Source organism: Colwellia sp. MB02u-6 (genome assembly GCF_014077095.1).
GTDB lineage: Bacteria > Pseudomonadota > Gammaproteobacteria > Enterobacterales > Alteromonadaceae > Cognaticolwellia.
In genome coordinates, this window is record NZ_JACGVG010000035.1 from 33,408 (window position 1) to 59,461 (window position 26,054).

Consider the following 26,054-nt stretch of genomic DNA (forward strand, 5'->3'; position numbering starts at 1 on the left):
CATGAAAATGGCAGCAAAAGACATATTATTTGGTAACGACGCACGCGCAAAAATGCTTAAAGGCGTTAACGTACTTGCAGATGCAGTAAAAGTTACTTTAGGCCCTAAAGGTCGTAACGTAGTGTTAGACAAATCATTTGGCGGCCCAACGATCACTAAAGACGGTGTATCGGTAGCAAAAGAAATCGAATTAGAAGATAAATTCGAAAACATGGGCGCACAAATGGTGAAAGAAGTTGCTTCTAAAGCCAATGACGAAGCAGGCGACGGTACAACTACAGCGACTGTTTTAGCGCAAGCGATTGTAAACGAAGGTTTAAAATCAATTGCAGCGGGCATGAACCCAATGGATCTTAAACGTGGTATCGACAAAGCAGTTATTGCTGCAGTTGAAGCACTGAAAGGTTTGTCGCAAGAATGTAGCGACAACAAAGCGATTGAGCAAGTAGGTACTATCTCTGCTAACTCTGACGAAACTGTTGGTAAAATCATTGCAACAGCAATGGACAAAGTTGGCACTGAAGGTGTTATTACTGTTGAAGAAGGTCAGGCATTAACTGACGAACTAGACGTTGTTGAAGGTATGCAGTTTGACCGTGGTTACCTTTCTCCTTACTTTATCAACAACCAAGAAAGTGGCAGTGTTGAATTAGAAAATCCTTTCATTTTATTAGTTGATAAAAAAATATCTAATATCCGTGAATTATTAGGCACACTTGAAGGTGTTGCTAAATCGGGTAAGCCATTACTTATTATTGCTGAAGATGTTGAAGGCGAAGCACTGGCTACATTAGTAGTTAACAACATGCGTGGTATCGTAAAAGTTGCTGCTGTTAAAGCACCAGGTTTTGGCGACCGTCGCAAAGCTATGTTACAAGACATCGCGACATTGACCAAAGCTACAGTGATTTCTGAAGAAATCGGTATGGAGCTTGAAAAAGCAACATTAGAAGACTTAGGTCAAGCTAAACGCGTGGTTATCTCTAAAGACAATACGACTATTATTGATGGTATTGGCGAAGACGATGAAATTAAAGCACGTGTAGCGCAAATTCGCGGTCAAATTGAAGATTCTTCTTCTGACTACGATAAAGAAAAATTACAAGAACGTTTAGCTAAACTAGCTGGCGGTGTTGCGGTTATCAAAATTGGTGCAGCAACAGAAATGGAAATGAAAGAGAAAAAAGCCCGTGTTGAAGATGCATTACATGCAACACGTGCCGCGGTAGAAGAAGGCGTAGTTGCTGGTGGTGGTGTTGCCTTAGTTCGTGCAGCCGATGCTATTAAAGACTTAGAAGGTAGCAATGAAGACCAAACCCACGGGATCAACGTTGCTATTCGTGCAATGTCAGCTCCTTTACGTCAAATCGCCACTAACTCAGGTGACGAAGCCTCAGTAGTATTAAACCAAGTACGTATTGGCGGCACAGGTAACTACGGTTACAATGCGAGCAATAGTACTTACGGCGATATGTTAGAAATGGGTATTCTTGACCCAACTAAAGTAACGCGCAGTGCCTTACAATTCGCTGCCTCAGTTGCTGGCCTAATGCTAACAACAGAAGCGATGATCACCGACGCACCAACTAAAGATGCTGGCGCACCTGATATGGGCGGCATGGGTGGTATGGGTGGAATGGGCGGTATGATGTAATAGAATTTAAATTCTATTCTGATAAAGTTCTAACCACTTAAACGAAAGCCTGAATAGTAATATTCGGGCTTTTTTATTAGCTGCTTATCAATATCTAATAATACTTTTGTTATGTCTTAATTAATACAAAACCGGACGTTAACATCAATGGATTTTCGAGCTGTTTTTAGTGTTCATTAAACGTTGGGCTACCTTCACCTTGATAGTCAACAAAGCCACCATTGCCGACAGTCGCATAGTAGGATGGGTATTTCTTCAAAGTGGCTTTGGTGACGTTAGCTATTGTTTGTTCTTTAGGTCAACTGTTAGCCAATATAAGACGTTATAAAATTGATTGATTACGACAAATTCATTTGATAAAACGAGATATTGAAGTGACTTGAAATTGCTATAACCAGATACAGTTTCTATATAAGAAATTAGTTATAGCAAAATTAAAAGTTGTTATTTAAAAATTATTTTTCTTAATCGATACTCACCGGTTAACTCTCTCACTTCAGGATATTTTGCGGAGGTTTCTTGGGATATTTTTTGATTTTCTTCCCCCCATTTTTTCATGAATTTATCATATTTCGCTTTATTGGGATCTAAATCTTGGGAGCTTGCAAATGTGACTGTCAATACCAAATTAAAATCACCACTTTGCGGTAATTCACTAGCCCATATATTCCAGTCTTTTATGTGGCCTAACTCCTTTTGAATTTTTACTGCCTTTATCCAACTTTTTGTTAAACCGGCTAAATAAACATCTTCCATATTGGGATCAACTTTGACTGTAGTTACAGAAAGTACTTCTTTACTTAGGTCATAGTCTTGAAATATTTCCAATCGGTCTTTAGCAAAAACATTTAAACTGATTAATAGCGTTAATATATAAATACTAATTTTTTTCATTGTTATTTCTCCTTGGATTAGTTTCCCTAATACACAACATAAATATAAATCGCATTAAGCTCAGCAAGTATAGAACAACACATGTATTTTGCTCGTTTGAGAAAAATACATAATAGATATGAAAACAAGTAGGCACCTCAAATATAATGGTTTTATGAATGGTTTTTAATTAAATATTCTTCATGTCAGTTTTTACTTATACATTACATATAATTATCTACACTTGAGTTTGAATAACAATATCAGCTAACGTATCTTAGTGAGCCTTAGCAAAGTGCAAACTTTGCACTTTGCTAAGAATATTTATGGGCAAAAGTTATCGTTCAGAAACGAAATCCTACTGGCAGCAATGAGCTTGCAGGAGACACTGATTTCATTTCTTAACCAGTGCCCTATCGACTGGCAATAAAGCCACCAAAGCAGTCCTACACTTTTGAATTATTAACGATCACTTTGTGGCAAAAGTGAATATTCAGATACGAGTCGCCAACGGTAGCTATGAGCGATAAGTGGACGATGGCAGGTGATTGTTTTGAATTCTGAATTATGTTTAATTTTACCTATATCACGTTGACTTACTTTGTATGAGCATAATTAACGTTTTTTATTTTTCACATTCCTTGCTAAAGTGCAGGCTTATCCCTGTATCTTTTGAATTAAGGTTAACGCTGTAATATGATGACCCCGTCAATCCGCTTTAGATATTTACTAGCCGTATTTCTGTTGGCAACGTTGGTCACCACTTCTTGGGTTTGGTTTTCGAAAATAATTAGCCAACAAAACCAAGATGCGCAAGTTATCAATTTAGCCGGTCAACAGCGAATGTTAAGCCAACGGATCGCGCTGTTATTTAATCGAACTGATAAAGCGGGTGAAATCGATGTTGTTAACAAACTGCTCAAGAACGCCGTCACCACGTTTGCCAGTAACCATAATAGATTGACTAACTTAAAGAACATTTCAGATGAGGCTAAATCACTCTACCTCGGTGAAATTCAATTAGACGCGCGCTCTAAGACCTTGATCAATTTTGTGAACAGTTTTATCAAAGGCTTGACGTCGCGAGAACTTCTCGTCCAACAGATTGCCGAGATCGACACCGACAGGCTCCTATATGATTTGAATTTGGTTGTTAGTGTCCTTGAAAGCGATGCTCAAAACCGGGTTAGTTCTTTGTATCAAACTAAAACGTGGATATGGGTGCTCACTATGACTTTGCTTATCCTAATAGTGTTGTTTATATTTGAGCCAATGAAAAGACTCATTACGCGAAAAATTAGCGATTTAAAGCTCGTTGCTCATTACGACTTATTGACTAGTCTACCTAATCAAGTGCTACTCACAGAGCGCTTAAGCCAAGCAATGAAACACTGTCAACGTCGCAATCAGTCATTAGCCGTTGCGTTTATGGACTTAGATGGCTTTAAAGACGTCAATGACCTCCACGGCCATGATGTAGGAGATGAACTACTCATTGAAGTGGCAAAGCGCATGAAAGAGGCGTTACGTGAAGGTGATACGCTGGCACGTATTGGCGGCGATGAATTTATTGCTGTTATGGTTGATTTGGAAAACATTGAAGATAGTGAGCCTCCATTAAAACGACTACTAAAGGCCGCTGCTGATCCTGTTAATTTAGGTGATGCTGCAATGCAAGTTTCAGCGAGTATTGGTGTCAGCCTTTATCCACAAGACCATGTAGATGTAGGCCTACTCATGCGGCACGCAGATCAAGCCATGTATATTGCTAAGCAAGCAGGTAAAAACCGTTATCATTTTTTTGATGCCACACAAGATAGTGCGATCACGATTCAATGGAAAAATATAGACGATATTCGTTCAGCGTTGGATAGACGTGAGTTTTTACTGCACTATCAACCCAAGGTAAATATGCGCACTAGCGAAGTTATCGGTGTAGAAGCGTTAATCCGCTGGCAGCATCCTGTCCGTGGTTTAGTCCCTCCTTTAGACTTTTTGCCGGCGATAGAAGGTCACGCCCTGAGTCTGGAACTGGGCGAATGGGTCATATACACAGCATTGAGCCAAATAAATCAATGGCGAAGCATGGGCTTAGCGCTACCTATTAGTGTCAATATTAGCGCCTATCAATTACAACAACGTAACTTCTCTACTCGGTTAGCCGCATCGTTATCAGCTCATCCTGACGTTAACCCGCATTATTTAGAATTGGAAATACTAGAAACCGGTGTATTAAGTGACATCAACCAAGTGTTTGACAACATGAGTGCTTGCCATGACTTAGGTGTCCGCTTCGCCTTAGATGACTTTGGTACGGGGTATTCATCGCTTACCCATATTAAACGTCTACCAGCCTACTTGATTAAAATCGACCAGAGCTTTGTCCGTGACATGCTCGAAGATGTCGACGATTTAGCGATTGTTGAAAGCGTCATAGGTTTAGCTAAAACATTCAAACGCGAAGTAATTGCCGAGGGAGTTGAAACCATCGAACACGGAGTAGCATTGCTGAAACTGGACTGTGAATTGGCGCAGGGTTATGGCATTGCTCGACCCATGCCTAGTGGTAATATTCCTGAGTGGGTATCTAATTGGAAAGCGGATGATTCTTGGCAGGCTTATAAAGGCTAACTGACTTGACCACTGAGCCTCACTAGAGGTGACCTTGTAGGCAGTCGGGTATGTCCGATTTTGGCACTTTTCCGTCAGTCAGATGAGGTCAAGAACTATAGCTTTCAAATGATATATAAAGTCTAAGATATTATATTTCGCTTAAAAAGTTTCTCCCAAATTATAATGTCGCTAATCACTAACGTTACGCTAGGCAAACCTAATTATTGCTGGTGTAGCATTACCATGCGGTGTTTAACCTGCCTGCGGCCATCAGCCAGTTGGTCTTTTACAGCTACATTTTAATTACTCCTTTTTCTTGCAAGAGCTACTCTCAATCGAATGTCTGCTATATGCAGGAATAGATGACATCAGCATATATACTCTAAGGCGCTTTCGTCCACAATATTACTATTAGGCTAACATCCACTGTATCGGTTAAAATGCCCCTTATAGATAGTGACTGAGTCATCTATGGCGAAAAAAAGGTAAAAGAATTGGAAAACACACAGCATAATTGGACTACTTGTCAGGAATGTCAGGGACGCAGCAAAAAAACGAGAAAGCTGCGCAAAAAAGTGAAACTCAGCTTTCAAAGAGCGTTAGCGCAATTTGAAGAAATGAATGGCCAAGGCACGCCCCCTGTTCGACCGAAAGGTCACCTTTATGATTGTTTGAACTGTAGCGGCTCAGGCTTAGTTCGATCAGCTAATCATCCTACAGCCGATACAGAAAAATACCCACACGTTGCTATTATTGGTGGTGGCATAGGTGGAGTAGCTTTGGCTGTAGCATGCAAACACCGCGGTATTCCTTTTACGCTTTATGAACGTGATAGCGGCTTTGGTGCTCGCTCTCAAGGTTATGGCCTCACGTTGCAACAGGCAAGTAAAGCAATCGAAGCATTAGGCATTTTCTCACTAAAAAATGGCGTGATTTCTACAAGACATGTGGTACACACCACTGATGGCAAAGAGATTGGAGAATGGGGCATAAGAAAGTGGTTGCCATCTGAGATAAAGACCTCAGTGAAACGCAGAAATATACATATCGCCCGCCAATCTTTACGCTTTGCTTTGCTTGAGCAACTTGGTGGTCATGAGGCTGTTAAGTGGGATCACCAATTAGTTGATTTTAAAGAAACTGAAGGTGCAGCCGTTAATCTTATCTTTAAAGTTAACACTAAAGGAAAGACCAAAAACGAGAGCAGCTCAGAAATAAAGCATGTTAAGACAGATCTTCTTGTGGGTGCTGATGGTATCCGCAGTTCAGTACGAAAATTATTGATTGGAGATGATATAAGACCGCTACAATACCTAGGTTGTATTGTGATTTTAGGTATCTGTCCTTTGGTTGACCTCAATGGGCTTGAAAGCCCTTTGCTCGACTCGGCTACGGTATTTCAAACCGCCAATGGCCATGAACGAATCTACATCATGCCTTACGATTCAGAGTCAGTAATGTGGCAACTTAGCTTTCCTATATCAGAGGAGAATGCTAAAGCGTTGAGCGCTAGAGGTCCCCAAGCACTTAAAGAAGAAGCCTCTAAAAGATGTCAGTGGCATAATCCCATACCTCAAATTTTATCGGTTACTAAGTCAGCGCTAGTGTCTGGTTATCCTGTTTATGACCGTGAATTACTCAATGCAGAATTGTTGGGAAAAGCAGGTAAAGTAACCTTAATTGGCGATGCAGCCCACCCGATGAGTCCATTTAAAGGGCAAGGGGCGAATCAAGCTCTGTTAGACGCGCTATCATTGGCTCGGGGCATATCCATAGGATGTAGACCTATGTCTCAATGGCGAGAAGCGGGCGTAAGAGCAAGTGTATTAACTGAGTTTGAAGCAGAAATGCTGACCCGCAGTGCTTCTAAAGTGAAAGGCTCAGCAGAAGCTGCACAGTTCCTACATTCTGACGTTGTACTTCATGAAGGTGATGAACCAAGAGGACGATGTTTACTCAGAGAAGAGGCATAATATCAAATAAGCGGCATATTATTACTTGTTCTTTATGGTTATGAGCGTGTTACTTTTTAAAGCTATCTGTTTTTAACATCAAGCTGCGTTGCATCGCATAATGATCTGACCCAGTAAACTGCTCAATACGCTCACGCGTGCAAATACTTACAGATTTTCATATCCACAGGTGATCTCGCCAAACCAAACCAAACAAAATAGGTAAATATGACTTGCTTGGCCATGAATTGACAGATTGGCTATCTCGCTAAGTGCCCCCGAAGCGTGATAGACCAAAGCGCTGCTTTAATGACTATTAAGGCTAACTGTAAATGTTCATTTATCGAATTTGAACAGCAGCTTTGAGCTTGAAGCTCACAATAGACCATACTTGGTTCTCCATTAATAACGGAGAACTATCATGTTTTATTTAACCGTTTATAAACCAACTGAGCCATGGAATAAAAACAAAATTGTTGGGCAAAAATTACCACTTAAGCTACAACAAATTTGGGCAATCCGAATCAGATTAGAATTAGTGAATAACATAAGAGACCTTGCGCTTTTTAACCTTGCTATCGATAGTAAATTGAGAGGATGCGATTTAGTTACTCTAAAGATTCGAGATATTGCTCACGGAAAAATCATTCAGTCGAGAGCCATTATTGTTCAACAAAAGACGGGATTACCCGTTCAATTTGAACTTACCGAAAATACACGTAATTCAGTTCAAACTTTAATTACAAATTTTCAACTAAACTCAAATGATTATTTATTCAAGTCTCGTATTCATTCATCAGAACACCTATCAACACGTCAGTATGGAAGAATTGTTGATGCTTGGGTTTCCATGATTGGTTTAGATCAAACCCAATATGGAACTCATACGATGAGAAGAACAAAACCATCATTGATATACAAAAAAACTAAAAATCTACGAGCGTGCCAATTGTTGCTAGGTCATCGAAAGCTTGAAAGCACTGTTAGGTATTTAGGGATTGAAGTTGATGATGCTCTTGATATTTCAGAGAGTATCGACTCTTAGGTTTTGTGCCAGATCCATAACTGGTCTCTGGCAACAACGCCACCATTGCGGTCGTTCATCATCAAATTATTAATGCTAACTTTGTGCGCATTGAAGACATTAGCTTTAAAATATTTGCTATAGATTTTCTAATGAATAATTACAACTTAGCAACACATTTTTTATGGAAATTTTGGTTTTAATAGTTTCTAATTTATTGACTTTATCGGTTATTAATATGACTTAAATATAAATTAAGAAAAGGAATTACTGTTACGTATACATAGTAATATATTGAACTCACATGTATGACACTCCCAATTGAGATTTATGTAAGCTTCGAATTAGGAGGAAAGCAATTTGACTACAGTAGTGCTCTTACAGTAGTATTAATTCTTAACTATTTAATAAAAAAGGATTTTCCATTAAAATATCTCATCTAATTTTCCCTTTCTCGGTTTTATTGTCAGTGCCAGTTTTTGCAGAATCAGAAAACAAGGCCATTCAACATGAATTACAATACGGTATTATCAATTTGGCTAGCCTTGCATTTATAGATGGGGATTGGTCTGAATTTCCAGTTGCCGGTGCCAGTTATAAATACTATTTTTCTCCTGTTGCTGATAATGAACAGCCTTATGATTTGCAATCCCACTTAGGCCGGTTCAGCTGGTTAAAAGTGAATTTAAATGCTCTGAATTTTAATCCTAATTTGGGTGGCAAGTTATATTTTAGCCAACGTTGGAGCTTCGAAGCTGATTTTAGTTACCAACGCCATACCAATAAATACAGTTATACTGACCATAATGGGGAATTTAGGACGAGGAAGTATGATGAAGATGAGTTACTCACAGACCTTGCTCTTAACTATGCGGTTAACCAACAATTCACGCTAGGGTTTGGAATCCATAACTACTCTGAAAACAGTGAATATACTGATATTATTGATGATTATGTCAAATCCAAAAATTCTCAATATGACAGTGAGACTTTTGTTGCTATCAAAGCTAGATATACCAATGTTAATGAAGGCAAAGGTTTGGACATTACTTCCTCAATTTCGCATCATGAAGAACGAAATACGGCAAAAGTATTTGCTACCTTTTACACTGCTAAGCATAACGCTTATAAAGTTGGCTTAGTTTACTCAGATTTTACTGACGACTGGGATGATGAAGCTTTATTTACTGTTTCGTTGGCACATCACTATTGGTTTTCGCAAACAACAGCGATTAAATACGGTGTATCTTGGATAAAAGCTGATGGTGATAATTTTGGCCTGTTTGATATAAATGGTACTTGGCGTTTTTAGCACTATCGCATTGTTAAAATACTCAGAAAGAGAAATTGAAGATTCTGGCTTCGTAATAATTGACTAAGTTGAAAGCGAAAACTGAGTCAATTGTATCGATTTTATATGATTTTTAGGTCTGACATCTAAATTTTTAGTAAGACCGTTCTCATTCTTTTGAACGGAAACTATTATCGATACAAAATCTAATCCGAACTATCTTTTCAATAAAGTTTCTTAATGTCTCGAATGTGGCAAAAGTGAATATTCAGATACGAGTCGCCAACGGCATCAATGAGCTTAAACCAGCCCCATAAACAACCAGTAAATTTTGGTTGGAATTGTCTTGGATTTGATCGTGTATTCACAAAATATTAATGACCGTTTTTGGCTAAAAGCGGTCCATTGAGAAGGCTTTTAGTATCTGACGTAGTTCTTAGGTGGCTATGCAGATAATGAGTCGTAACAATTTTATACACTGTTGAAATAATGATGATACAAGGTGAAATTTTTAATAAGCACCTTATTTCATCAAATTTTAACTGTTTAATTAAGTCCCTTAATTGGTAGGGGTATAAAACGGGGTATCCCTCTTTATTGATTTTATTTTTTATTTAATTATCAATTGTTTATTCTATTCGTGAGCAGCATGATGTAATAGGGTTTATACCCTATAAACTCTAGCTCCACTTATAAAAAAGAAAGTCCGAATAGCAATATTCGGGCTTTTTTATATCCATATATAGTAAATCAACTTGTTTCTATATAGAAATCATCTCAAAAAACACATCAAAAAACATCTCGACATTCAATTTATTTTTGTTTATGTTAATAATTATATGGAAGCACGTTGAGTCAATAGAGGGAACTATGTCTAAACCTATCAAATCTTTATTAATATTGATTACATTATTTTTATCAAATAACTCAATAGCTAGCTTAATAACTAATGGTGATTTTCAAGATAATTTACAACAATGGTATTCCTCAGGTAATGTCAGTGCCACTGATAATCGTGCGCTATTAACAACAGATATTGGTTATTTTCAATCTAATATTTCTATTCTTGCCCAAGGTGATGATGGTACTTTTTCGTTTACCAATTCAATACTATTAACGACTGATATTAAATGGCTTATTTTTGACGCTAAAATTGATATTTTTGATGATTTACTTGAAAGTGATTTAAGCTCATTTTCTGAGATTTTAAGAATTAATTTATACGATGAATTAGATTTTACTGGCGCAAGTGATTTATTATTTTCCTCTGGTAGTGATTTTTTAGTCACAAATAATTGGCAAACCTATCAACTTGATATCAGTGCATTAGTCGGCCGTAGTATTGCTTTGTCATTTGAGTTATTGGATGAAAATAACAAGAAAGATTCAATCTTTCAATTAGATAATATTGCTTTTTCAGCTAATGCTATCAGTACACCTGTCCCTGAGCCTTCTACATTTATATTATTTACTATAGCAACCATTTTTCTTAGAAATTGCAAACGTAACTATTAATACCAATTCTGATAATTAATGGGTCAACTTTGCCCAGTCCCTCTGGCATAGAGATAAGACCTGTTTTGTAGCCGCTATGAAATTATTCCATGCAATAAAGCATTTATCCACTATATCCTCATAATCAGCGAACGAGCGATTCGCTATTTCATTTTGTCTTAGCCATGACCATACTTGTTCAATAGGATTTAATTTTGGTGAAATAAGGGGGGATATGTATGATGCTCAAGTTAGGAAAATCTTGATCAAGGTACTCTGATGCCAGTTAGCACCATCCATGATGACTACGGCATGCCTACTGGCTTCAGATATAAGCGCTAAATGTGACTTCATTACGTTCATATTACTCAAAGGTGCAACAATCGCTTCAGTATTTGTATTAGTTACGCAAACAGCCCCAAATAAATAAGTATAGGTAAATTGTTGTTGCTGTACAACTCTAGGTATCGTTCCTTTTTCTGCCCAAATACGTGTCGTTGTATTTTGTTGGCCAAATCTGACTTCGTCTTGAAACCACACATCAACGCGAGCAAGTGATCAACGACAGGGAATCTTAAGGATCGTTTTATTAAGAATTTCTTTAAACGCTCCTGTGCTTCAACTGATTGCTTTGGGTGTTTCGACCGAGTAGTTATCCAGCTCAAATTGAGTCCATGCAAGAGGTGATATACGTTATTTTTTTGATAGTTAACGTTGAACTCTGTCTCAATATAAGCTTGAACATCTTTCCCTTGAAGTATACCCCCATTGGGCTTGATAGATGTCGTGGTTGCAAAGTTTTAAGCTGAATTAATTGAAGCTTCGTCAGACCTTTTGGGCGTCCAGTATATGCTTTTTCCTGAAGCCCTGTTAAACCATTATCCAAATAGGACTTGATCCACTTATTAACACTAGTGCGACTGACTTTTAAAAAACTCGCTATTTGTGTTCTGTTTTTACCCTTTTTAAAATGAGATACGGTAAGTAATCGGATCCGTAGTCTACCATTAGTCGTAGTGGCAATAATTTACGATAAATCTTGAGTCATATTAAGTAATCCTTTGTTAATAATATTAGATCAAAAAATTATTGGAATTGGTATTACATACAAAAAAACTTTGTAAACACAAGTTCTTCAATAAATTGGTTAACTTGATTTTAAAATGGAAAATTTATTAATAGGGATATTTAAATGCAAAATGTAATTTTTTCAGCTAAAAAAAATATGTCAATGGGCTTGCTTATTGTTTTCAGTCTATTGCTCTATGTCTTATCTGGTTTTATCCACACGGCACAAGCAGAAGAACGCTGGATAGATAAATCATCTCAGTTTGATATTAAACTATTAAACCCAATTCGAAGTCGTCGTTTTACATATGCACTATCCCCTGTTGAATTAGCTAATTTAGGGGAAACCTTAACTGGGATCCATCGATTAGTAATCACCTCATTATGGCCTGAAAATATCATTATTGAAGGTGCGGAGTTAGATCAAGACGGCACACTTTTTCTTCCTGTTAATGACGAAATCGTGAATGGCAGCACAACAAAAATAACTTTAAAATTTCTTGATGGCTATGGTCATAGTTTTGGTTATCAATTACAGGTACAACAACTTGATACAAGTGTTGCTTTACCAACTAGCCCAGCAGATATTGCCCCTGTATTAAACCCTACTAAAGTTGTCAATTTAAAAGATGCAGTAGAGTTTTTATATACAGGTGGTAACCCGATTCAAACAGGCGTTAATGCCGATGATATATCTGCTAAACGTGTTGCTGTTGTTAGAGGGCAAGTGTTAAATAAAGATAATACGCCTTTATCGGGTGTAACAATATCCATAAAAGGCCATACAGAATATGGGCAAACATTCAGCCGCGCTAATGGCTGGTTTGATATGGCGTTTAACGGTGGTGGTTACGTTACCATTAACTATACAAAAGACGGTTATTTACCCCTTCAAAGACAACTTAATACCCCTTGGCGTGATTTTGTGATATCTGAAGATGTAGTCATGATTTCATTAGATCCCCAAGTTACCTCTATCGATTTAACTAGCACCCAAGATATACAAGTAGCTCAAGGCTCCGTGCAAACTGATGCTGATGGAGATCGCCAAGCAACACTATTTTTCCCTAAAGGCACGAGTGCAACAATGGTTATGCCTAATGGCAGCATACAATCATTAACTACTTTAAATGTTAGAGCAACTGAATACACTGTGGGTGAAAATGGTCGTAATGCAATGCCAGGAGAACTACCACCTTTTTCAGGATATACCTATGCAGTGGACTTAAGTGTTGATGAAGCTATTTCAGCAGGAGCTATGCGAGTCAATTTTAACCAAGAGATTCCAGTTTATGTGGATAATTTTTTAGAATTCCCAACGGGCGAAGTAGTACCTCTTGGTTGGTATGATTATAACCTATCAGCATGGATACCATCTAAAAATGGTCGCATAGTTGAAATTTTAAGTATTACTAATGGTTTGGCTGATTTAGATGTTGAAGGGAATGGTGATATTGCGAAACAAGTCGCTTTAGATGAGTTAGGCATTGGTGAAAATGAACTTCGACAACTTGCCTCAACATTTACCACAGGTAAAGCACTATGGCGTATGCCTATAACTCACTTTACACCTTGGGATGGTAACTGGCCACACGCATTACCTGCTGATGCAATCGAGCCAATAGATAAAGTGCCTGAAAGCACTGATGAATACGTACCTGAAGATGATGAAGAAGAAGAATGTGATGGTTGTATTATTAATGCGCAGAGTCAAGTATTGGGGGAAATATTACCTATAACGGGCTCTTCGATATCGATGCATTATCAGAGCGACAGAGTATCTGGTTATAAAGCAGGCAATATATTAAACATTCCACTAACTGGTGATAGCGTACCATCCAGTTTATTGGGAATCGTAGTTTACATACAAATAGAAGGTAGACGTTTTAAATATAATTTTTCAGCACTTCCGAATCAGTCATATACGTTTACTTGGGATGGTTATAGGGGATATGGGGGGGCATTAGATAGTGGTATTGCAAAAGTTTATGTTGGTTACATTTACCCTATAGTTTATTGTCCTCCTGCAGTTAATGATGACAAAAGCTTTAACAAGGTTGGTACAACAAACTGTGAACAAGAGGGGGTAAGGCCTAGAAGTAGTGTTAGAACAAGCACTATTTTTAAGAACTGGGTTAAGAACCTAAAAGCCCCAAGTTACAAAAGTAGCTTAATTACAAGGGTTACAAATATGGGGACATGGAGTTTAAGTAATATGCATGTTTATGATAGCAAATCCAATGAACTTTTTTTAGGTACAGGCAACAAAATAACAGCTAAAAAAATCAATAATCGAGAAGTCTACAAAGTTGCTGGAAATAGTAATACTGGTTATGGCAATGGAGGGTTCTCTGGAGACGGTCACCAAGCCATTAATGCTGGATTGAATAAGCCTACAAGTGTGAATATTGCAGATAATGGCGATATTTATTTTGTCGATGACCAAGGGACTAGAATTAGGAAAGTTACTGAAGATGGTGTTGTTACCACTATAGCTGGAACAGGTGAAGAAGGCTTTTCTGGTGATGGTGGGCTTGCTGTTAATGCACAACTAAATATAGAAAGTGGACGCATATTAATTCATGATTCTGAAATTTTTATTGCGGATGTAAGAAACCATCGCATAAGAAAAATATCGGCAGATGGTATTATTAATACTGTTGCAGGTAATAGAGTTATTGAACCTCCATGCGAGTTTGACTGTGGACTACAAGTCGCACCAATGAAAACGATGAAAAAGGGTTCACCTCAGGTCTTAAATACTCGTTCATTGGCAACTGAAACAGACTTGAGATACCCTAAAGACGTTAAAATAGCTAAAGATGGCACTATTTTTATCGTAGAATCTACTCGCATTCGCACTATAAACCCTGAAGGGATTATCACAACCATTGCAGGAAATGGCTCTTATGGTTTCACCCCCGATGGGGCTATGGCAACCAATGAAAATTTATCTAGTATGCGTGAAGTTTTAATATTGGAAGACGGTAGTTTTTATTTTTCAGATGATTACAGGGGATTAATTAGGCGTGTTGGTGTTGATGGGGTTTTGACAACGATAGCTGGCGGTGGTTCTGAATTAAATATCAATGGCATTAATGCGCTATCAGCACAATTATCAAAACCAAGAAATTTAGCGCTTGATAAAGCAGGTAATGTATATTTTAGTATTAACCATCGACAGGTTTATCAATTATCAAATGATGGCATTATCAGACTTGTTGCAGGAGATAAATCATCTGGTTTTAATGGTAATGGGTTAGCAATTGGCACTAAGTTTGGCTCTATTAGTGATATTGCAGTTGGAGCTGATAACGACATATACATCGCTGATAGTGCCAATCATCGTATTAGACGCATAGGGAATTTTTTTCCTAGTTATTCCACCGGAACTGATACTGCTATTCCTGCTGGTTCAGGTAATGAACTTTATTTTTTCTCTCACAATGGTCATCATTTAAAGACTGTAGATGCTATAACCAATGCAGAGCTATACAGTTTTAATTATACGGATGAAGGCTATTTAAACAGCATAACTGATGTTGATGGTAAAGTATTATCTATTGAGCGTGATTCCTCTAATAATTCAACGGCTATTATCTCTACTAATGGCCAACGAACTGAGGTTTTTATTGATGGTAATGGTTATTTAACGCGTGTTGTAAATCCAGTTGGAGAAGTGGATGAATTTACGTACTCTGCGGAGGGGCTAATGACTAGTTACATTAAACCCAAAGGTGAAAGCAATACCTACCGCTATGATGGCGTAGGGCGCCTTCAGCAAGATATTGAACCAACTGGTGGTGGCTGGCTTGTTGAACATTTTAGTGCGGACGAAAGTATAGGAGAAAAAGGCTATCAGGTGAAAATGACTAGCGGTGAAGGTAGATCGCATCAATTTCAGGTAACCCCTTTGAGTACAGGAGAGATGAAAAAGCTTAATACCTCCCCTGATGGTAGTGTTACTGAGGAGTTTTTCTCTAGTAAAGGTATAAATATAACGACATACCCTAATAGTAATGTACTTAAAGTTCAACGTGAAGCAGATCCTCGCTTTGGCATGTTAGCTTCTTCCTTAAAGCTCTCTACTTTAACAACACCTAATGGCTTAATTAATAGTGTTATGGCAAGCAAAAGTGTTGTGCTTGAAAGTGATGATGATTTATTAAGTCATAGCTCTTTAACTAATATGACTACCATTAACGGCAATACTCACATTAGCCAATACGTTACAGCCACTAAAACTTGGACTAGCACCAGCCCCGAAGGACGAGTATCTACCAGTGTGTTAGATGATAAAGGTCGTTCAATTGATACGGCTGTTAATAACTTGGCATCTACCAATTTCACATACAATACTCAAGGACGAGTTGCTAATATTACAGAAGGCAGTGGTGTAGATAGCCGTAAAACGAACTTAGCTTATTATAATTCTGGCGCCCTGCAAGGATTTTTAGAAAGCATCACGGATGCAGCTAATCGTGAAACGAGTTTCAGCTATGACAATGCAGGGCGTTTATTAACACAAACATTACCAAATGGTAGTGATATTAATTTTAATTATGATGCCAATGGAAATATCACCGCTATTACTCCTGCAAATAATGAAACGCACAGTTTTGATTATACCAAGGTAGATAGAACCAGTGATTATACTCCTCCTGATGTAGCTGAAATCTCGCAAGTTAGCACACAGTACAGCTATAATCTTGATAAACAGTTAGAGCTTATTACCTTACCTAATGGGCAAGAGGTTGATTACATTTATCATGCAACCAAAGGGCATAAAATTCAAACTATTATTCCACGAGGTAACTTTGACTTTGCTTATAACGCTACCACTGGGCAAATTAAACAAGTAATCGCTCCTGACGGTGGAAAAATTGAATTTACTTATGACGGCAGTTTAGTTTTAAGTGCGAAATTAACAGGTACGGTCAGTGGTAAAGTCAATCAAGTTTATAATAATGATTTTCAAGTAACTCAGCGTTGTGTCAATACTAGTAACTGTATAGGCTTTAGTTACGATAATGATTTATTACTGACCCAAGCAGGGAGTTTAAGTATTACTCGTACAGTTCAAAAAGGTGGCTTAATTAGTAGCACTAGTTTAGGTACTATCAGTACCAGTAGCAATTACAATGATTTTGGTGAGCTGTTATCTGTCAGTACTAATGACAGTAATGTTTATTCTGTTGATTATAACCGTGACAACTTAGGTAGAATCATCAAAAAAATTGAAATAATTCAAGGTGTTATTACTACTTTTGACTACAATTATGACTTGTTAGGGCAATTATCTACCGTTAAAACCAATGATGTGTTAACTAGTCGTTTTAGTTTTGATGATAATGCCAACCGCACTCATATGAATGATGTAGCAGCTGCCACTTTTGATGCACAAGATAGATTAAAACAGCACCTTACTAACAGTGAGAATAATCAATACCTCTATACTGACAATGGTGATTTAGTAAGCAAAAAAAACACAGCAACAAACAAATTAAGTCTTTATCATTACGACGTGTTGGGTAACCTTATCAGCGCTGCTATTCCTGATGATAACTCGACTACTACAACGCAAGTTGAATACATCATCGATGCTCAAAATCGTCGTATTGGCAAAAAAGTGAATAACACCTTAATTCAAGGTTTCTTATACAAAGACCAACTCAACCCTATAGCTGAACTTGATGGTAATGGCGACATTGTTAGTCGCTTTATTTATGGCAGTAGAGCTTTTGTACCTGATTATATGGTTAAAGGTGGGAAAACCTACCGTATCATTTCAGATCATTTAGGTAGTCCCCGTTTAGTAATTAATACCAGTGACAGCATCATAGCCCAGCGTCTTGATTACGATGTGTGGGGAAAGATCACCCTTGATACTAATTCGGGCTTTCAACCGTTTGGTTTCGCAGGGGGACTTTACGACCAACACACTAGGTTCACGCGTTTTGGTGCAAGAGATTATGATGCTGACATAGGAAGGTGGACAACCAAAGATCCCATTGGTTTAAATGGTGGTTTGAATGTTTATGGTTATGTAGGTGGTGACCCTGTTAACGGTATTGATCCTGAAGGTAAGGAAGTAGTAAATGCGTTGGCTTGTTTAGCTTTTGTAGAAGGTGTTGGTTTTGCTTCCACAGCTAATGATTTAAATAATATTGCGAATGATGCTAAAATGAATTTAAATCATCTTAAAGATATAGCTACAAACCGAATTAATGAATGCGTTGCAAAAGGAGATCTCCAAGGAGCTAGAGATTATTTAGATATTAAAGCTAGCATCGATAAGCAATTAGCTTTAGAAGCATTAAGCTCTGCGCCAAGTTCGCCTTTGACTTCAGGCTTAGGAATTGTTGCTGTAGGTTCTGCATGTGCGATATTAACCGTAACTCCTGGACTGTAGAGGAGCTGAGCAATGAATGTTAATAAAAAAAAATTATCTATATACCTAATCATATTAAATATTTGTATTGTGGGATTCACTTTAACACTTAGTCACTTAATTAAATTAAAAGAATCTAGAATATTTCTCCAAAGCTATATGCAGTCAAGTATAAATATAGAACAAATAATACTTACAGAAGATTTAGAGCTAATTAAGAAAGCTTTACAAGTGTCAAATGGAGAAAAAAATACTGTTTTTAAACTATCGCAAGGTTTAACAGATAGCACGATTTTTCTATTTATCCTTAGTTCTACATTATTTTTTATTTTATTTTCTATAAACATTTATTTTACAATAAAATTGAAAAGAAAAATTGATGATGAAAAGTTAAAACTTTGACAATTTGGTAGTTGATTTTTTTAGATAGAGTATTTTGTAATAAATAAAGTGTTAGGAATCTTTTGTTACATGAAAAAACGATGTTTAATTACTTTTTAATAAGTTAGGGCTAACGTTTGAACTTTAGCGTACAAGGTGGGGGCAGTGTTTCACCTATGAGATGAATCAATGTAAAATCAATAAGATAACCACTACATGAACAGCATGATTTAATAGGGTTAAAACTCTATAATTATCGCTTTAACCATTTACAGAAAAGCCCGAATAGCAATATTTGGGCTTTTTTATTAACTGTTTATCAATATGTAATAACACTTTTGTTATATATTAATTGTGAACAAAGCGAAAGCTATCTTCCAGCTAAACCTAATGACTACTTCATGCCCTGAGTCATTCAACAAGAGTTTATGTCTTTAAAAGAGGCGAATTTCTTTCTTTTAACGCTTTCAAAAAATTTTGATTCATCATAAAGTGTTCGTGTTTTCCAACACCTATAAACAATGTGGACCCATTTGTATGCTAATGCTCTAACCGCTGTTTGATGACTTTTTCTTTTAGCTCGTTGTTGTTCATAATATAAACCTGCCCAATAAGATTTCCTCACGCTTTTCGCTGACCATTCGATAAAGCTTTGGCGCACAAATTTAGAGCATTGCCAGCGCCAACGAACCCAGCTCTTTTGTCCACTTCGTTCAGTTACAGGAGACAGCCCTGTGTAATTCTATATTTCTTGCGCATTATTAAATCACTCCCTATCTTCACTAAGTGCAGCTAATAGCTTAGGGGCTAAACACGGGCCTGTACCAGGTAGAGATTCAAATAATATGGAATCTGGCATTGTATGGAATAACAACTTGATTTTTTTATCGTATATACGAATATTTTCAATCAAGGTGAGCATCTGTTTGCACAACGCTGTGACTAATATTTTATAGAGGAATATCAAGCTGTTATCAACCGCCAACGCAATAGCCTCCTTTATTGCTTTAACGCGTTTTTCAGTGTTTAATCTGGCTTTACCACCACGGCCATTGAAGAAGTTGACTATTGTCATTTCTCTGGCGCGTTTAATAATATCTAATGTTGGCCATTTTATGAGGAAATCACAGAATAATTCAGTATCCCTGTGACCAAACCATTCTAACTGCTGTGGGTAATATTGCTTGAGTGCATCAATGAGTCTATTAGTATTACGACACTTATCTTCGACTAACAAACCCCTCTGTTCAACCAAGAGCGCAAGTGTTCGCGAGTTGTCACTACTGGCACGTAAAGGTTTCACTTTATGGGGATAATTAAGCATCATATCTAATGCTAACGCTGCATCTGATGGATTGTCTTTAGCCCCTATTGAAAACATCGCCTGACGATAACGAGCCAGAGTTAAACTGTGAATAGGAAAAACAGTAACAAAGCTGTACTTCTGTAATGCATAAACGATAGGGCCTTTGGTTAATTCTACGGCCACAGCAATATTGCCTTTATTCTCTTTACGCAGCTCCTTTAAACAAGTCTCTATAGCCTCAGGAGAGTGCTTTATCACATGAAAAATACGAACATCACTATGACCTATTTGAACACACACATCATGTTTATTATTAGCTCAGTCTAATCCGATAAATATTGAGAACTCGTCTTTTAAATCACTCATCACAAATCTCCTATCGTTGAAGTTTGTTATGTATTCTTCACTCTTTGAAAAAATATAGACAGCGATTATTGGCAAGCCCTGAGTATTCGATTATGAGTAAAGTAATTCGCTGCATCGAAAGAAAATTGGAAATCATCAAGTGAGTAAAGCTCAATATTCGTATGCAACGAGTATATAACCTAAACAATTTAAGTATAGATAGTTAAGGTTGAATGACTATATTAAGTTCGTATCTGCCTGTTGCATACCATCTTATAACGCTAACTTTTGCCACAAAGCGGAAGTGACCAATTGAGAAGTCATTGTTGATTCGAATTAGGTTTTGTATCGATAACGTCACAAGATGGCAACGTAATTTGTTTATTACGCACAAATTTCACTTATACCCAACTTGATATTATATGTTTATCACTACCCCTAAGAGCGTTACATTTAGTAATTAAAAGTAAAAGCAAACCAATGAACATCACAATTAATGTAGGTGTTTCATCTACTGGATAAGCATTCCCTGGACCAGCAGTCACTAGTCCACCACCGAAATAATCAGTTACCCGTTTTCCGTCTTTAGTGTAGTAATGCCGTAAATTAGTCACTCTCATTTCATCTTCAATATCCACATTAAATTTATATAAAACGTTATTATTACTAGGTTGAATATCTTTCCATATAAACTGTACGTAATTCCACTTATTAGCAATAATGCCAAAATCCTGTCCCAATGGTTTAACAGAGGTATCCTGATTTATAACTTTAAACTGCTTGACCGCTTTATCTTTTTCTCTAAAATTTGCGACTGGGTCGGTGCCAGAAACGATCCATTCAACATGGAAATCATTCCAATCAACTCCAGGGGGCTTGCCATTTCCTCCTATTGAAATCACGCCCGCCATGGCGCTTTGCATAAAAAGCATAAATAACGGGATAACACAGAAATTCATAAGTTTAATGTTCATTTACGGCTCACTATATCATTAGGTTAGGGATGAAAATAATCTCATTGTGTATTACGACGGTCGATCTTTGAGACTATTCAACCAACTCAAGAAGAACAGATTAGATGAAATTTACTGTGATATAACTGATTTTTGTCAGGCAATAATAATTCAATGAAAGCTATAAAAAATAACTGTTGGAATCCAAAAACGTGAACGTTTGATTTACATGACCACCAATAAAGTTATAATAATTATTATTTGCTTTCACATGTCAACTAAATCACCATTATTTCAAAGTTATTATATTTAATATCAGGCTAGATTTGACAAAGTACATAGATTTCGTTTTTAGGATATTACTGAGACGACTCACTAGTACGGAATAAACTGATCATTATAAAGTCTATACCAAATAATTCATTGCTAATGTCTTTTCTGCGCACAAAGTGATCGTTAATAATTCAAAAGTTAATGATTATAATGGTGGCTAAGCGGACTATTTATTTTGAAAAATATACCTCTGAACTAGGACTACTTTGAAAACTGATAAAGTGTTGTTAATAATAAATAAAATGGTAAATTAATGAAAATTAAGTCGGTTAACTTTAGTCATGAGTTGGTAAGGGTATAAAGTGGAGTATCACTTATTTTTCGATGTAGCTAATGCAATAAAATACATGCATAAACTCTATATAGGCCCTTTTGTTGTAAAACGGCAAGATAATACCCATACCCACACCCAACCTGATAGCAGTCTATCTAAAGTACTTTAAGAGAATATTAAGCGTTTCTTAGCAATAAACCTTTAAGCCTTTGCAATACAATACAGAAAGCTCTAGTGAAATATGGGAAGTCCAAACATTTACTGATCTTTGTATCTATCATCAAATGAATAACACATATTATTGGTCGTGTTGTTAGGTGTTCAAGTAGTAAAATTGCTTGCAGATAATTTTTCTACATTAGCAGAGGCCTTATTACTGTATCTAGTTACCTTTCTTCTGCTTATCAACGAATGATTGAAGCTTATAGCCTATGCACTTTGTAATGTATTTACCTTTCTTCTGCTTATCAACGAATGATTGAAGCTTATAGCCTATGCACTTTGTAATGTATTTACTGAAGATTTTATATCTGTTCACTAACCGTAAACTTTGCATTTCTACTCTAATATAAAAAGCCTGTTTGATTACTCAAAACAGACTTTTGTTATTGCTTTAACCAATCATCTTTATTTAGCTTTTGGCTTGAATTTCCTTGGCAACTTTTTGCACATCATCAAGTACTCGTAATAAATTTTCACCCCAAAGTTTTTCAATGTCTTGTGCATTATAACCACGTTTTACCAGCTCTAATGTGACATTAAATGTTTCAGAAGCATCATTCCAGCCATCAATACCACCACCACCATCAAAATCAGAGCTGATCCCGACATGACTAATACCGATACGTTTGACTATGTAATCAATGTGGTCAACGAAATCGCTAACGTTAACTTGTTCAATCGTATCACTGATCGCATCAATCTCCGGTTGTGCTTGTGCGCTAATTGAATCATATAAATCCCAATATTCATCTAACTTATCCGCAGATAATGCTTTTCTCTCTTTTTTAGTTAAAATCTTTGCCCCTTGCGCCAAAGCAAATTTTTGGTAAATATCAAATTTAACTTTGGCAAAGTTTTTAGATTTCTCTCCATCAATATAAGAACGGAATGCTACAGTTTGTACAACTCCTCCATTTTTCTTCAGGGCAAGTAACTCTTCATCATCAAGGTTTCTACTGTGATCATACATTGCTCGACTGGCAGAATGAGAGGCGATAACTGGGGCTTGTGATAATGCCATCATCTGCATATTAGCGGCTTTTGATGGATGAGAAATATCAACCATAATGCCCCACTTATTCATCTCAACAAGCACTTTTTTACCTAAATCACTCAAACCGTTATGAAGCCACTTCTTATCTTTATCACCAGTATTTGAATCACTCAATTGGCTATGACCATTGTGTGCTAATGACATATATCGAGCACCAAGGTCGTAGAATTTTTTTACATTAGTGATATCAGTACCGATAGGGTAACCATTTTCCACACCTATCATCGCGACTTTTTTACCACTTTTTAAAATACGGCGAACGTCATCAGAAGAGAGAGCTAATTCAATTTGATCGGGGGCGATTTCTTTGGTTAAACGATGAATAGAGTTAAATTTATCCATTGCCTTTTTATGTGCATTGGTAAAGCCTACTTCGTTAAGCTCACCTTGACCGGTATAAACAATCAACCATGAAACATCTAACCCACCTTCTTTCATTTTAGGGAGATTAACTTGGCTTTTTAAACGCATGGTATAGTTTTTATCTTCAACAAAATTAGCGTTACTAAAATCATTGTGGGTATCGAGCACGATGGCTTTTTCATGAATAATTTTTGCTTGTTCTTCTACAGATAATTTTGATGTGTCATTGATACAGCCAGATAAAGCAAATGTGGTTAAGGTGATAAGAGAGAATTTAAACGTCATGTGTTGTCCTTATTATTATTTTTCGTTGTCATTTTAATGAGCTTATGATGTTTATTAGATATTTTCAGTAATTTGCGACGAAGTAATTGTTTATAACGATTGTTGGATAAATTTAATTTTAATTAATTTCAACCTTTTCGTAAAAGTAACGTGTTAATAACTCAAGTTTTGGGGAGCGCTTTTATCCAATAAAAGTGAACCCTAACTCACTTTTTAGTGGCATAGTTAATCTGACTACCTAACTAGAGGTGTTATTATTCACCTCATCAAACTTTAGGTGACACTATGACAAAAAGAACCAGGCCCAATTTCACACCAAAATTCAGACTTTAATGTGCTCAATTAGTCCTTGATAAAAATACGCTATTATTGAAGCAGCTCAAGTGATGAATGTAGGTAAATCGTCATTAGTTAAATGGGTTCGTCAATTAAAAATGAACGTAATGGCCTCACGAGTAAAGCAATGCCATTAACACCAGGTCAACTTGAAATTCGTTAACTTAAAAAACGTATTGCTTGTATTAAAGAAGAAAAGGAAATACTAAAAAAGGCTACAACTCTCTTGATGTCGGACTCGCTGGACAGTTCGCAATAATCAAAGCTCTTAGAGGGAGTCATGCTGTTAAACGTTGTTGTGATGTATTTAATATTCATCGCAGCAGCTACAAATATTGGGCAAAACAAGTTAGAAAAATTAAACCTGAAGAGATTAAAGCACTTGTGACGGTAAAAAGTATTTACCTAGAGAGCAATAGCTCCACAGGTGACAGGACAATTTCTGGTATTGCAACGGCAAGAGGTTTTTCGCTAAGTCGTTATGTAGCAACTCGTTTGATGAAAGAATAAAACCTAATGAGTTGCCAGCGTCCGAAGCATAAATACAAGAAAGTAAGAAAAGCGCATGTGGCGACACCTAGTGCCCTTGAACGTCAGTTTGCAGTCTGTCAGTCTGATCAAGTTTGGTGTGGTGATATAACGTTTATTTGGACGGGAATTTATTGGGCTTACCTAGCCGTTGTGATGGACTTATTTACACAAAAGTTAGTGGGTTGGGCAATGTCATATTCGCCAAACACAAGGTTAGCAGCGAAAGCATTGTTGATGGCATTTGAGTCGAGAGGACGACCAAAAGGGATTATGTTCCATTCAGATCAAGGTAGCACATATACGAGCAGGTGTTATCGACAATTATTATGGCGCTATCAGATTGAACAAAGTATGAGTCGTCGAGGAAATTGTTGGTACAACAGCCCCTTGGATAGATTTTTTAAAACTGAATGGATGCCAATAATACGTTATCGCTCATTTATCATTAGGTAATCAAGTGGTGGTTTTATAATGACAAATTGACTGGTAAGAATAAATGGATTGTTCCTTCAATAGGATGTTGCAGAATAAATCTTATTTATACTGTAGGTAATATTAGCTACGTGCCTATGATACTGATAGGGTGCGGATACAGGGTTATAAACCCGCTTAAAATTACATAACACAATAATTAACAATTAGATCGACACTTTTTTTAGGTACTACGGTCTACTATACTTAAAGCAATAAAGAGGATGAAATGATGAATAAATTTATGACAGGTTTATTAAGCCTTGTTGTCGTTTTAATATCAGCGGCACCAACACAAGCGGCGCAAGTTGAAGTTAAGTGGACAAATCCTGACAAGTATTCTGATATTGATGCGGGCCAAGAACATCGTCAACACTTCAAAGACAGAACATTTAAAGCTTTTGAAGAGCATTTTGCTAAAATGGCTGAAGCGCTACCAGAACAACAAAAATTAGTTTTTGATATAACGAACCTAGACTTAGCCGGTGATGTTAATTTTGGTGGTATGAAACGTATTCGTATTATAAAAGATATCTTTTTTCCGCGTATGGAGTTTAGTTACCAATTATTAAATGCCGATAATACTGTGGTTAAAAGCGCAGAGGTTTCATTAAAAGATATGGGTTTTTTAATGAATAACAGTTTTAGATATCGTAATAAATCGTTAAGTTATGAAAAAGATATGCTTGATGACTGGTTTAGAAATACCTTTGAAAATGAGATAATTAAATAGCCTGACTTTTCTAATCAGAGCGGTCTAATCCAAGTTTTTCATTAGCATTGCCAGCAAGGATTGTGCCAGCGAAAATCTATTAGCTATCAGCTTTAAGTGAAAATTGA

The 26,054-nt window shown here is 36.9% G+C and carries 12 protein-coding genes and 3 pseudogenes; 10 read left to right on the plus strand and 5 right to left on the minus strand.

Features of this window, described 5'->3' with window-relative positions; translation table 11 throughout:
* Positions 1 to 7 precede the first annotated feature (7 nt).
* Positions 8 to 1,654 carry a chaperonin GroEL gene (gene groL, locus H4J46_RS09855; RefSeq protein WP_182233344.1) on the plus strand — a complete coding sequence of 549 codons (1,647 nt, stop codon included), beginning with the start codon at positions 8 to 10 and terminating at the stop codon, positions 1,652 to 1,654.
* Positions 1,655 to 2,098: 444 nt separating this feature from the next.
* Here groL and H4J46_RS09860 read toward each other — a convergent pair whose 3' ends face one another.
* Positions 2,099 to 2,548 carry a hypothetical protein gene (locus tag H4J46_RS09860; protein WP_101231395.1) on the minus strand — a complete coding sequence of 150 codons (450 nt, stop codon included), beginning with the start codon at positions 2,546 to 2,548 and terminating at the stop codon, positions 2,099 to 2,101.
* A 675-nt stretch (positions 2,549 to 3,223) separates the two neighbouring features.
* Between H4J46_RS09860 and H4J46_RS09865 the strand changes: the two genes are divergently transcribed.
* The 5 genes from H4J46_RS09865 to H4J46_RS09885 all read left to right on the plus strand — a co-directional run bounded on the left by H4J46_RS09865 (position 3,224) and on the right by H4J46_RS09885 (position 10,922).
* Complete coding sequence (locus tag H4J46_RS09865; protein ID WP_182233345.1) at positions 3,224 to 5,158, plus strand: EAL domain-containing protein; 1,935 nt, start codon at positions 3,224 to 3,226, stop codon at positions 5,156 to 5,158.
* A gap of 476 nt (positions 5,159 to 5,634) precedes the next feature.
* A complete protein-coding gene (locus tag H4J46_RS09870; RefSeq protein WP_182233346.1) occupies positions 5,635 to 7,113 on the plus strand; it encodes an NAD(P)/FAD-dependent oxidoreductase in 1,479 nt (492 codons plus the stop codon).
* A gap of 400 nt (positions 7,114 to 7,513) precedes the next feature.
* Positions 7,514 to 8,137: a tyrosine-type recombinase/integrase gene (locus H4J46_RS09875; protein WP_182233347.1), complete on the plus strand. Its 624-nt coding sequence runs from the start codon at positions 7,514 to 7,516 to the stop codon at positions 8,135 to 8,137.
* Between the two features lie 448 nt (positions 8,138 to 8,585).
* Positions 8,586 to 9,428 carry a hypothetical protein gene (locus tag H4J46_RS09880; RefSeq protein WP_182233348.1) on the plus strand — a complete coding sequence of 281 codons (843 nt, stop codon included), beginning with the start codon at positions 8,586 to 8,588 and terminating at the stop codon, positions 9,426 to 9,428.
* Positions 9,429 to 10,277: 849 nt separating this feature from the next.
* Positions 10,278 to 10,922 (plus strand): PEP-CTERM sorting domain-containing protein, encoded by a 645-nt coding sequence (locus H4J46_RS09885; RefSeq protein ID WP_182233349.1) that lies wholly within the window; start codon positions 10,278 to 10,280, stop codon positions 10,920 to 10,922.
* A gap of 15 nt (positions 10,923 to 10,937) precedes the next feature.
* Here the strand turns inward: H4J46_RS09885 and H4J46_RS09890 are convergent.
* A pseudogene (locus H4J46_RS09890) lies at positions 10,938 to 11,928 on the minus strand (IS630 family transposase).
* A 165-nt stretch (positions 11,929 to 12,093) separates the two neighbouring features.
* Here H4J46_RS09890 and H4J46_RS09895 point away from each other — a divergent pair.
* The gene (locus tag H4J46_RS09895) at positions 12,094 to 18,381 is read left to right on the plus strand and encodes an RHS repeat-associated core domain-containing protein (RefSeq protein WP_182233350.1); all 6,288 of its coding nucleotides are present in this window, start codon (positions 12,094 to 12,096) and stop codon (positions 18,379 to 18,381) included.
* A gap of 12 nt (positions 18,382 to 18,393) precedes the next feature.
* Positions 18,394 to 18,762 carry a hypothetical protein gene (locus tag H4J46_RS09900; RefSeq protein ID WP_182233351.1) on the plus strand — a complete coding sequence of 123 codons (369 nt, stop codon included), beginning with the start codon at positions 18,394 to 18,396 and terminating at the stop codon, positions 18,760 to 18,762.
* A gap of 405 nt (positions 18,763 to 19,167) precedes the next feature.
* On the opposite strand, the pseudogene H4J46_RS09905 reads toward H4J46_RS09900, so the two are convergent.
* The 3 genes and pseudogenes from H4J46_RS09905 to H4J46_RS09915 form a co-directional block, all read right to left on the minus strand.
* Positions 19,168 to 20,347, minus strand: a pseudogene (locus H4J46_RS09905) (transposase).
* A gap of 446 nt (positions 20,348 to 20,793) precedes the next feature.
* Entirely contained in the window at positions 20,794 to 21,366 is a 573-nt protein-coding gene (locus tag H4J46_RS09910; protein ID WP_182233352.1) for a hypothetical protein, read from the minus strand.
* Positions 21,367 to 22,583: 1,217 nt separating this feature from the next.
* The gene (locus tag H4J46_RS09915; RefSeq protein ID WP_182233353.1) at positions 22,584 to 23,876 is read right to left on the minus strand and encodes a dipeptidase; all 1,293 of its coding nucleotides are present in this window, start codon (positions 23,874 to 23,876) and stop codon (positions 22,584 to 22,586) included.
* Positions 23,877 to 24,632: 756 nt separating this feature from the next.
* On the opposite strand from H4J46_RS09915, the pseudogene H4J46_RS09920 reads away from it, so the two are divergent.
* Both H4J46_RS09920 and H4J46_RS09925 read left to right on the plus strand, forming a co-directional pair.
* Positions 24,633 to 25,184, plus strand: a pseudogene (locus H4J46_RS09920) (IS3 family transposase); the annotation flags it as partial.
* Between the two features lie 259 nt (positions 25,185 to 25,443).
* Positions 25,444 to 25,947, plus strand: coding sequence for a DUF3016 domain-containing protein (locus H4J46_RS09925; protein ID WP_182233355.1), 504 nt, complete (start codon positions 25,444 to 25,446; stop codon positions 25,945 to 25,947).
* The last annotated feature ends 107 nt before the right edge of the window (positions 25,948 to 26,054 follow it).